The 11,626-nt window shown below is 33.0% G+C and carries 10 protein-coding genes and 1 pseudogene; 7 read left to right on the top strand and 4 right to left on the bottom strand.

Annotation, left to right across the window (positions count from 1 at the left end; genetic code table 11):
* Positions 1-4 precede the first annotated feature (4 nt).
* The 6 genes from ACIQ11_RS05035 to ACIQ11_RS05010 all read left to right on the top strand — a co-directional run bounded on the left by ACIQ11_RS05035 (position 5) and on the right by ACIQ11_RS05010 (position 8,578).
* Complete coding sequence (locus tag ACIQ11_RS05035; protein ID WP_396153401.1) at positions 5-1,435, top strand: RagB/SusD family nutrient uptake outer membrane protein; 1,431 nt, start codon at positions 5-7, stop codon at positions 1,433-1,435.
* Between the two features lie 12 nt (positions 1,436-1,447).
* Complete coding sequence (locus ACIQ11_RS05030; RefSeq protein WP_396153399.1) at positions 1,448-2,998, top strand: hypothetical protein; 1,551 nt, start codon at positions 1,448-1,450, stop codon at positions 2,996-2,998.
* A 12-nt stretch (positions 2,999-3,010) separates the two neighbouring features.
* Entirely contained in the window at positions 3,011-4,660 is a 1,650-nt protein-coding gene (locus ACIQ11_RS05025; RefSeq protein ID WP_396153397.1) for a family 16 glycosylhydrolase, read from the top strand.
* 79 nt (positions 4,661-4,739) lie between these two features.
* On the top strand, positions 4,740-7,034 hold the full coding sequence (gene bglX, locus ACIQ11_RS05020; RefSeq protein WP_396153395.1) for a beta-glucosidase BglX: 2,295 nt from the start codon (positions 4,740-4,742) through the stop codon (positions 7,032-7,034).
* 1 nt (position 7,035) lies between these two features.
* Positions 7,036-7,794 (top strand): family 16 glycosylhydrolase, encoded by a 759-nt coding sequence (locus ACIQ11_RS05015; RefSeq protein ID WP_396153393.1) that lies wholly within the window; start codon positions 7,036-7,038, stop codon positions 7,792-7,794.
* Positions 7,795-7,990: 196 nt separating this feature from the next.
* The gene (locus ACIQ11_RS05010) at positions 7,991-8,578 is read left to right on the top strand and encodes an RNA polymerase sigma factor (RefSeq protein ID WP_396153391.1); all 588 of its coding nucleotides are present in this window, start codon (positions 7,991-7,993) and stop codon (positions 8,576-8,578) included.
* 227 nt (positions 8,579-8,805) lie between these two features.
* Here ACIQ11_RS05010 and nth read toward each other — a convergent pair whose 3' ends face one another.
* Complete coding sequence (gene nth / locus ACIQ11_RS05005; protein ID WP_396153389.1) at positions 8,806-9,468, bottom strand: endonuclease III domain-containing protein; 663 nt, start codon at positions 9,466-9,468, stop codon at positions 8,806-8,808.
* 220 nt (positions 9,469-9,688) lie between these two features.
* On the opposite strand from nth, the gene bcp reads away from it, so the two are divergent.
* The gene (gene bcp / locus ACIQ11_RS05000; RefSeq protein WP_396153387.1) at positions 9,689-10,141 is read left to right on the top strand and encodes a thioredoxin-dependent thiol peroxidase; all 453 of its coding nucleotides are present in this window, start codon (positions 9,689-9,691) and stop codon (positions 10,139-10,141) included.
* 75 nt (positions 10,142-10,216) lie between these two features.
* On the opposite strand, the gene ACIQ11_RS04995 is transcribed toward bcp, so the two are convergent.
* The 3 genes and pseudogenes from ACIQ11_RS04995 to ACIQ11_RS04985 all read right to left on the bottom strand — a co-directional run.
* Complete coding sequence (locus ACIQ11_RS04995; protein WP_396153384.1) at positions 10,217-10,684, bottom strand: hypothetical protein; 468 nt, start codon at positions 10,682-10,684, stop codon at positions 10,217-10,219.
* A gap of 169 nt (positions 10,685-10,853) precedes the next feature.
* The gene (locus ACIQ11_RS04990; RefSeq protein ID WP_396153382.1) at positions 10,854-11,285 is read right to left on the bottom strand and encodes a VOC family protein; all 432 of its coding nucleotides are present in this window, start codon (positions 11,283-11,285) and stop codon (positions 10,854-10,856) included.
* A 23-nt stretch (positions 11,286-11,308) separates the two neighbouring features.
* A pseudogene (locus ACIQ11_RS04985) lies at positions 11,309-11,626 on the bottom strand (hypothetical protein); the annotation flags it as partial.

The raw sequence follows: 11,626 nt of genomic DNA, 5'->3' as shown, positions 1-11,626 counted from the left end.
AGGAATTGTAGCTGTTACAGTTTCGTGTTCAGAAGATTTTATTAACGAAAATCCTCCGTACACTATTGATTCTGAAAATTATTTCAATTCAGAGCAAGATTATAATAATGCTTTAATTGGTGCATACGAAATGTTAAATTCAACTTACATAAATGTAATGTTAGGAGAAATTGCATCTGATAATACGCTTTCTGGAGGTGAAAGTGCTACAGATGTGTTAGGAATTCAACAAATTGATGAAATGACTCACACGCCTGTTAATGGAAACTTAAAAGATGTATGGAACTGGACATCAGCAGGTGTGCAACGTTGTAACTATATCTTAGAATTTAAAGATAAAATTGACTTTACAGGGAAAAATCAAATCATTGCAGAAACACGTTTCTTACGTGCTTATTTCAGATTTGAATTGGTTAAGTTTTTTGGAGGTATTCCGTTAAAAGGAGATAAAAGATTCGAATTAGATGATGAGAAATCAATTCCTCGTTCTTCTATTGCAGACTCTTATGCTGCTATTGAAGCAGATTTACTTTTCGCAATTAATAATTTAAGCCCAACAGCTCCTCAAGTTGGTAGAGTAACTAAAGGTGCAGCACAAGCGCTTTTAGGAAAAACGTATTTATTTCAAAATAAATTTTCTCAAGCAGCTACAGTATTAGATCAAGTAATTACTAGTAATTCATATACTTTGGTAAGCAACTACAATACTATTTTCGAAAATAACAACGAAAACAATTCAGAATCTGTTTTTGAAATTCAATATACTGATGCTCAAGGTGCTAGTTTTGATTGTTTACAATGTAGTAAAGGGAATGTAGCTGTAGGTTTCAACGGAATTAGAAATTATAGCGGACCGTTTTTTGATGGTGGATATAGTTTTAATGTACCTACTCAAGCCTCTTATGATGCCTATGAAGTTGGTGATAACAGACGTGATGTTGCTATCTTAAATATTGTTACTTGGGCTGCAGCAAACAATGCTTCTTATGGTGAAGGTTATAAACATACAGGATTTTTTAACAGAAAATATTTAGCACGTCAAGGTGATTCAAATATTGGAGACCAAAACTTAACCAATCCAAACAACTATAGAGCGATTCGTTATGCAGATGTATTGCTTATGGCGGCTGAAGCTTTCAATAGAAGTGGAAATGATGTTAAAGCAAGAACGTACTTAAATTTAGTAAGAAGAAGAGCTTTTGGAGATAACAATCACGATATTTCAGTTTCTGGAGCAGCTTTAACAGATTTTATTTGGGCGGAAAGAAAATTAGAACTAATGGGTGAAGGCCACCGTTTCTTCGATTTAGTAAGAACTAACAAAGCGGCAACTTCAATTACTGGTTTTGTTACTGGAAAACACGATTTATTTCCAATTCCATTAGAAGAAATTCAATTCTCAAACGGAAATTGGCAACAAAACCCTAACTACTAAAATTCAATAGATATGAAAAATATAAAATTAGTATTAAGCTTATTTGTATTAACCATTTTTGGTTGTACAATTGATGAGAGCAGCACAGATTTAGAAGGTGTAAATGCACCAAGAAATATTTCTGCTTTAATGACAATTAAACAAGATAATTCAGGTAAAGTAACTATCATTCCAAAAGGTGAAGGTGTAACGCAATATGAAATTTATTTTGGTGATGGAACTACTGCTCCTGCTTTTGTAAGCCCAGGAAGTTCAGTTGATCATGTGTATACAGAAGGTGTTTTTCCAGTTCGAATTGTAGCAATGGCTATAGACGGACAAAAAACAGAAGTTACACAACCACTTACAGTGTCGTTTTTAGCACCTACAAATTTAAATGTTACAATTAGTCCAGTTGCTGGAAATAATATGGCTGTATCAGCTCAGGCAACTGCAAATTTAGAAACGTTTTTCCAAGTATATTGGGGTGAAGATCCAAATCAAGTACCGCAAGACTTTATGGAAGGTCAAACTGTAACACATACGTACGCATCAGTTGGAACTTTTACTGTAAGAGTGGTAGCTTTAAGTGGTGGTGCTGCTACAACTGAATACCAACAAAACGTAACTATTTCGAATCCAGTTTTAATGCCAATTAACTTTGAATCAACTACATTAAATTATGCATTTACTAATTTTGGTGGTGCAACTACTACAGTGGTAAATAATCCAAATGTTAGTGCTGGAAATGGAAGTGCAAAAGTGGCAAAACTTACTAAAAGTACAGGTTCAGAAGTATGGGCTGGTTCATTTATCGAATTAGGTAGTCCAATAAATTTTGCTACCATGCAAAAAATTAAAATTAAAGCATGGTCACCACAATCTGGTATTACAGTTAAAATGAAGTTAGAAAATTTAGCCAATCCAAATATTAATACAGAAGTAGATGTTACAAACACAACTGCTAATGCTTGGGAAGATTTAGTTTTTGATTTTACAGGTATCAATAATGCAAATAATTACCAAAGAATAGTTTTGTTTTTCAATTTTGGAAATGCTGGTACGGGATTAAATTATTATTTTGATGATGTAGAACTTACTACTGGTGCTGAAAGTTTAGTATTACCATTAACGTTTCAATCTACAACATTAACGTATTCATTTACAAACTTTGGAGGTGCATTATCGGAAGTTGTAACTAATCCAAATGTTACAGGTATAAATACATCTACAAAAGTAGGTAAATTTGTAAAACCAAATGGAGCTCAAACTTGGGCTGGTTCTTTTATCGAATTAACTAATCCAATTAATTTTGCTACTATGCAGAGAATTAAAATGAAAGTTTGGTCGCCTCAATCTGGCGTTGTAGTGAAATTAAAACTTGAAAACTTAGCAAATGGTTCAACAATTAATACCGAATTAGATGCGACTACAACAGTAGCAAATGGTTGGGAAGAATTAACCTATAATTTCACAGGTATAAATAATGCTAATAATTATCAAAGAGTAGTAGTGTTTTTCGATTTCGGAAATGCAGGAAATGGGGCTACTTATTATTTTGATGACATTAAATTATCTAACTAAAAACAATCAAACATGAAAACAATTGTAAATAATATATTAGTTACGCTATCACTACTTTTAGTTTTTAGCTGCCAGGAAGAAGATAATGTGTTTGGTGATTTATCTGCACCGACAAATTTAAACGTTCAAGCAAATATTGTTGGTTTAGGCACTACAACTCCAAATGGAGATGGTTCAGGTGTGGTTAATTTTGTGGCAACAGCTACAAATGCCATTTCGTATAAATATGTATTTAGTGATGGAACTACTGCAAATGCGCCTTCTGGACAATTACAGAAACGTTTTACACAGCCAGGAACCAATGAGTATACTATTACAGTAACTGCTTCAGGTAAAGGTGGTGTTAGTACTACAACCACTTTAACGTTACAAGTTAGAAGTGATTTTACTGATGCAGAAGCGGTTCAGTTTTTAACAGGAGGATCTCAAAAAAGTTGGTATTGGTCTGCTTCAGAGCCAGGACACTTGGGTGTAGGTCCTAATAGCACTGATGCAACTCAAAATTATTATCCACACTGGTATCAAGCAGCCCCATGGGAAAAAGCTGGAAGTCCGGCTAGTAGCTGTTTATATGAAAATGTTTTGCATTTTTCATTAGTAGGTGGTCAATTAAAATTCCTTTTAGATAATGGTGGAAGTACATTCTTTAATAAAGATTTTAATAGTGTAGTGGGTGCAACTTCACCAGATGATGGATGTTATTCATATGATACTTCGGGTTTAAAAACAGTTACTTTATCGCCATCTGAATCGTTAGTGGTTGGAAATAATATTCCGAATCAAACACGTGGTACGATGTTAAATATTTCTGACGGAGGATTTATGGGATACTATATCGGACAAAGTTCTTATGAAATTATGTCTATTACTAATAACAGAATGGTTGTAAGAGCGGTAATGGGTGGAAATCCAGCATTAGCTTGGTACCATACTTTTACTACAATTCAACCAGTTCAAGATCCAATTACAGATTATACAAACTTAGTATGGTCAGACGAATTTAATACAGATGGAGCACCAGATACTTCTAAATGGGGGTATGATTTAGGCGCTGGCGGATGGGGTAATGGAGAATCTCAATATTACACAAATAGTGCAAATAATGTTATTGTTGAAGGGGGTAACCTTAAAATAACTGCAAAAGCTCAAAATTTAAGTGGTTCTAACTATACTTCAGCACGTTTAAAATCTGAAAATAAATTCGAATTTAAATACGGAAAAGTTGAGGTTAGAGCAAAACTTCCTGCAGGTGGTGGAACATGGCCTGCTATTTGGATGTTAGGTGAAAATTATGCAACCAATACTTGGCCAGCTTGTGGAGAAATTGACATAATGGAACATAAAGGAAATGAACCAAACAAAATTCATGGTTCATTACATTATCCTGGAAACTTTGGTGGAAATGCCAATACGAATACAACTATGATTACAGGAGCTTCTTCACAATTTCATGTTTATAAAGCTGTTTGGTCACCTAATTCTATAAAAATATATGTAGATAATGTATTGTTCCATACGGTAGCAAATTCAGGTTCTTTACCATTTAATGCAAACTTCTTCTTGATACTTAACGTAGCTATGGGAGGTAACTTTGGAGGTACAATAGACCCAGCATTTTCTCAATCAGCAATGGAAGTAGATTACGTTAGAGTATATCAATAATATTTATAAAACTAAGTAATAACAAGAAGACGTATATATGTCTTCTTGTTATTCATTTTTTATTTCATTAAATTTAACAATGGATTTTAAGTCAATAAAATTTTACCTAATTGCCAGTGTATTGGTTATCAGTTGCGCTACTCCTAAGAAGAGTAGCTTTTCTGCTAAAACAAAAACGTTAAATCAAAAAGTAGATTCACTTTTGAATATCATGACGTTGGATGAAAAAATTGGACAATTAAATCAGTATAATGGTTTTTGGGAAATTACAGGACCCGCCCCAAAAGAAGGACAGGCTGCCAAAAAATACAACGATTTAAAAAATGGATTAGTAGGATCTATGTTAAATGTAAAAGGGGTAAAGGATGTATATGCGATACAAAAAATTGCCGTAGAACAAACACGTTTGGGAATTCCTTTGTTATTTGGTTTCGATGTTATACATGGACATAAAACAATAAGTCCTATTCCATTAGCGGAAGCCGCAAGTTGGGATTTAGATGCAATTAAGAAATCAGCACAAGTAGGGGCAGAGGAAGCCGCTGCTGAAGGAATAAACTGGACATTTGCACCAATGGTTGATATTTCAAGAGATGCCAGATGGGGTAGAGTTATGGAAGGTGCCGGAGAAGATACCTATTTAGGTAGTAAAATAGCAGCTGCCAGAGTAAACGGATTTCAAGGTGATTTATCTACAAATAAAAATATTTTAGCTTGTGCCAAACACTTTGCGGGTTATGCTTTTGCAGAAGCCGGAAGAGATTACAATACCGTGATGGTAAGTGATGAGGTACTTCATAATGTAATTTTACCACCATTTAAAGCTTCAGTTGATGCAGGTGTGAAAACTTTTATGAATTCTTTCAATGAATTAAATGGTATTCCTGCAACAGGTAGTAAGTTACTTCAAAGGGATATCTTAAAAAAGAACTGGAATTTTGATGGATTTGTCGTTTCAGATTGGGGTTCTATAATTGAAATGATTCCTCATGGTTATGCCAAAAACAGCAAGCATGCTGCAGAAATTGCCATTCAAGCAGGTTCTGATATGGATATGGAATCGTATGCGTATGTGGAACATTTAAGTGCTTTAGTAAAAGAAGGAAAGGTAAGTGAAAATCTAATTAATGATGCCGCAAGAAGAATTCTTAAAGTAAAATTCGAATTGGGTTTATTTGACAATCCATATAAATATTGCGATGAAGCACATGAAAAAGCAACAGTTGGAAAACAAGAATTTCATGATGCTGTTTTAGATGTAGCTAAAAAATCAATTGTTTTATTAAAGAACGAAAACAACCTATTGCCTTTAGCGCAATCGGGCAAAAAAGTTGCCTTAATTGGTGCTTTAGCTTCAGACAAAACAAGTCCTTTAGGAAGTTGGCGTATTGCTGCACAAGACAATACAGCTATTTCTGTATTAGAAGGAATGCAACACTATAAAAATAACCAACTTACTTATGTAAAGGGTGCTGATCTTACTGTTGGTAGAACGCAGTTTGTATGGGAAACGCACATTAATACGACTGATACATCAGGTTTTGCAGAAGCGATTGAAGTGGCTAAAAAAGCCGATGTTGTAGTAATGGTATTAGGAGAACACGGGTTGCAAACCGGAGAAGGAAGAAGTAGAACAGACCTAGGTTTACCTGGTGTACAACAAGAATTATTAGAAACCATTTATAAAGTAAATAAAAATATTGTTTTGGTTTTAAATAACGGTCGTCCATTAGCTCTTCCGTGGGCTGCAGAAAACATCCCTGCTATTGTAGAAGCTTGGCATTTGGGTACAGAAAGCGGAAATGCAATCGCTAAAGTGTTATATGGAGATTACAACCCAAGTGGAAAATTACCTATGACGTTTCCAAGAAATGTAGCGCAAGTGCCTATTTATTATAATTATAAAAATACAGGACGCCCTACAATGAATGAACCAGAAAGTGTATTTTGGTCGCATTATTCAGATGAAAAAAACACCCCGCTTTATGCTTTTGGGCACGGTTTAAGTTATTCTAAATTTGAGTATTCAGATTTAAAATTAAGTTCAACTACATTAGCTCAAGGAGGAAATATAAACGTTACTGTAACTTTAAAAAACAATAGTAATGTCGCAGGAAAAGAAGTAGTACAATTGTATATTAGAGATATAATTGGAAGTACAACTCGACCAGTTAAAGAATTAAAAGGATTCGAAATGGTGAACTTACAACCTAACGAAACCAAAACAATTACTTTTACAATTACAGAAGAAATGCTTGCCTTTTATACTGCTAACAACAAATGGGAAACCGAAGCAGGAGATTTCAAAGTATTTATAGGAGGAAGTTCAGATAAAACATTGGAAGCAAATTTCGAATTCATTAAAACCAATTAACATGAGAGTATTTCTTGTTCTATTTTTAGTAAGTCAATTTTCATTTTCGCAAGATGATAAAAGAAAATTGGTATGGGAAGAAAATTTTAACACAACAACACTCGATGAAACCAGTTGGAATTTCGAGTTGGGTAATGGTTGTCCAAATTTATGTGGTTGGGGAAATAATGAAGCTCAATTGTATACAAATAAAAATCACGAACTAAAAGATGGCTTTCTAATTATTGAAGCAAAAAAAGAAGGCGAAAGTTATACTTCTACAAGAATTACCACCCAAAATAAAAAAGCATTTCAATACGGACGTATAGAAACTCGTGCGAAATTACCTGTTGGTACAGGTTTATGGCCTGCTTTCTGGATGTTAGGTCAAAACATCTCCACTGTAGGTTGGCCTAAATGTGGTGAAATTGATATTTTAGAATATGTGGGTAAACAACCCGATATTGTTTTTACTTCTTTACATACACAAGCCAGTCATGGAAATACGATTAACACAAAGAAAACAACAATACCAACTATAGAAGAAGGTTTTCATACCTACGCAATTGATTGGGATAAAGATAAAATAGCATTTTTTGTTGACGATGCATTAGTTTACACGTTTCAACCCGAAGTAAAAGATGAAAATACTTGGCCGTATAACCAACCTTTTTATTTTATTATTAATGTGGCAATAGGCGGAAATTTTGGAGGTCCAACTATTGATGCTACTATTTTACCACAAAAATTCATTTTAGATTATATTAAAGTATATCAATAAACTCAGTAGTTTATTGCTTTTTTTAACGCATCTTATTTAAATTTAGTACAATAAAAACGTTAAATTTTTAAATTATATTTGGTATTTAGAATTATTTAACATTATATTTGCTACCAATTAACCCCTAAAACCTATTTGCTTATTAAATAAAAATACTTTTTTAAAAATTTTAGTTCCAAATCTAAAAAGTATATTTATGGCAAATAAGGTACAAACTCCTGACGCAATTTTATTGCAAAACTACATTAGTGGAGACGAAACAGCTTTACAAGTTTTAATAGAAAGACACCAGTCTAAAATCTTTGGATTTATTTATTCTAAAATTCCAGATCGTTCGGTTTGTGATGATATTTTTCAAGATACGTTTATTAAAGTAATTAAAACCTTACGCACCAAAGGCTATAATGAAGAAGGTAAGTTTCTACCTTGGGTAATGCGTATCGCTTCTAATTTAGTTATTGACTATTTCAGACATAATAAAAAAATGCCATTTCAACGAGAAACCGACGAATATAGTATTTTTGATTTTATGACCGATTCAAGTTTGACAATTGAAAACCAACTGATTGAAAATCAAGTAGAATTAGACGTTAGAAAAATCTTAGAACAATTGCCTGATGATCAAAAAGAAGTCATAAAAATGCGTTTTTATGAAGATTTAAGTTTCAAAGAGATTTCTGAAATTACAGGTGTAAGCATCAATACTGCCTTGGGTAGAATGCGCTATGCTGTAATTAATTTGAGAAAAATTATCGAAAAAAATAATATTATTTTAACGAATTAAAGGTTTCATACAATAATATAATGTGTTTTTGCGTTATCCTATAAATAAACATTTAAGTTCGTATATGGGAAAACTTTACGCTAAAAAAAGACAATCAATTAAAGAAATGAAACCCAGTAAAAATGTAGTTAGTTTTATATTGAGTTATTCGCAGGCTATGAAAATGGTTAAAGTAGGAAACCTTACTTTTGAAAGCATAGCAAATTGATTAAAAATGCTTCGGAAGATTATTTCGAAGCATTTTTTTTATAATATTCGTTAAGAACAGATTTTCTTCCAATCGTTTTGGTAATGGTATCTTTTTCTAAGTCCCATCCTCTAGCAGGTGAGTATTCTCGTCCGTACCAAATAATTTGTAAGTGCAACTCGTTCCACGTTTCTTTCGGAAAAATAGCTTTGGCATCTTTCTCGGTTTGTACCACGTTTTTGCCAGAAGTTAAATTCCATCGGTATAATAATCGGTGAATATGTGTATCTACAGGAAATGCCGGCACTCCAAATGCTTGACTCATCACAACACTTGCGGTTTTATGCCCAACAGCAGGTAAGGCCTCTAACGCTTCAAAACTTTGCGGGACTTCGCCATTGTATTTTTCTATTAAGATGTGCGATAAACCGTGAATCCCTTTCGATTTCATAGGCGATAATCCGCAAGGACGAATGATTTCCTTAATTTCTTCCACACTCATTTTTATCATATCGTACGGATTATCTGCTTTAGCAAATAACAAAGGCGTAATCTGATTGACACGAACATCTGTACATTGCGCCGATAGTAAAACAGCAATTAGTAAAGTATACGGATCTTTATGGTCTAACGGAATCGGAATTTCAGGATACAAATCGTTTAACGTATTTATAACAAATGTTGCACGCTCTTTTTTAGTCATTTTTGTATATTTGATGTGGTAAAGTTAATCAATGCAATAACAATATCAAAAATCAATAACAATAGCAATAATCAACAATAATACTTTGCGAACCTTGCGGTTAATTTTTTTTACCACGGATTACACAGATTACACGGATTTTCAAAAATCAATAGCAATGAACCCTAAACCCTAAACCCTAAACCTTAAACCCAACACCTAACACCTTAAACCCAAAATTATGACCCATTTAAAAGTAGGCGATACCGCACCAAGTTTCTCAGGAACTGACCAAAACGGAAAACAACATTCCTTAGCAGATTATAAAGGAAAAAAACTAGTAGTATTCTTTTATCCGAAAGCCAATACGCCGGGTTGCACGGCCGAAGCTTGTGATTTACGAGACAATTACGAACGCTTTCAAGCTAATAATTACGAATTGATAGGCGTGAGTGCCGATAGTGCCAAAGCGCAAAAGAAATTTGAAGAAAAATATAGTTTTCCATTTGCCTTATTGGCAGACGAAGACAAATCTGTGATTGAAGCCTTTGGCGTTTGGGGACCTAAAAAGTTTATGGGTAAAGAATATGACGGTATTCATAGAACCACGTTTGTTATAGACGAAAATAGTACTATAACAGATGTTATATCTGATGTGAAAACCAAAGCACACGCCAGTCAGATTTTAGGATAAAGAAAAAGGGTTTTCAAACATTTTGAAAACCCTTTTTTCTTTCTATTTAAGTGAAATTCATTAATTTGATTTCACTTAAATTTTAGTTATTAAAAAAGGAATTTCATTTTGTCTGTATTCTCCATACCTTCTGTAAAATCTTCCGTCTGGTAATAAAATTATATAATTACCACAATAAGTTGCGTTTTCAAAAAGTAATTTTTTTATTATTCCATTTTTGTCTTCCGCTACACTTTTCTTTTTATAAACATACATTTTTTCAGTTACAAAAAATTGAGAAATATTTTTATTTTTCTTAAGATACCTTTTGTAAGAGTAATCACTAGTATAATGATCTATGCAAGAATCATGTGGGATTATGTCTGGATTTATAAAAAAATTAATTATTATTATATTTGAATCCTCAATTTTAACTCCCGTTAACTCAAATAATTCTGCTACTAATTCAGTTCTTACATTCTCCTTAAAATTTTCATCAAAAAAATTTTGTGAATAAAAATTCAAACTAAATAGAAGGAATGTAGTAAAGATAATTTTCTTCATTTTTTAATTTTAAGTTGAATTGAATTGTAGTTTACAATTTCATTGTCAAGCTGAACTCGTTTCAGCTTCTCTAAATGTAAGGTTTTTAAATACATTTAGATTCCGAAATAAATTCGGAATGACAAAAAAATGACTTTTAAACTGCCTCTTTTTTTAATATTTCAGGTAACTATTTATTATGTTTAGAATCAAAATCTACCGTCCATTCAATGCCGTATTTGTCTCTAAACATCCCAAAGTAGGAGCCCCAAGGGCTATCCGATATAGGAAATTCTACAGTACCGCCAGCTGAAAGTCCGTTGAACAATTTGTCGGCTTCTTCTTTGCTTTCTGTACTAATGGCAATTTTACTTCTGTTTTCATTTTCATTTACTTTTCCCATAAATTCAGGAACATCATTTCCCATTAACACATTTTGCCCAATAGGAAGTGTAATGTGCATAATTTTGTTTGCCTCGCTTTCTGGAATGGGAAATTCAGCACTTTCCATTTCTTTGAAACGAGTTACTTGTGCGAATTCACCACCAAATACAGATTTATAAAATAGAAATGCTTCTTCTGCATTTCCGTTAAAGTTGATGTATGGATTTATTTGAGCCATAATTTATTGATTTTGTAATCTATTTAACAACGATTATTTTTATTAAACACACGTTTAAAAAGTACTTTATTGTCTTTTGCAATATAGTCGCCAGAAAGTATTAAATACGGATGATTGTGCGAAAATCCTGCGTTGCGACTTCTTACAATTATTTTATCGTTTACTTTTAGACTTTTAAGTAGCTCAAATTCTTTTGGAATAAATTGCATCATATAAGTTTCGCCCTCAATTTCTACGATAAGCCATTTTGGACCAGCTGATTGTGTATTTTCACGCTGAAAAGTAACTGACGTAACCACCGCTTCCATATCGCTGAAATCTTTAAAGTGCTTTTTTACTTT

Origin of the sequence: Flavobacterium sp., assembly GCF_044361065.1 — a bacterium.
Classification (GTDB): Bacteria; Bacteroidota; Bacteroidia; order Flavobacteriales; family Flavobacteriaceae; genus Flavobacterium.
This window is presented reverse-complemented; position numbering and strand designations above follow the sequence as displayed.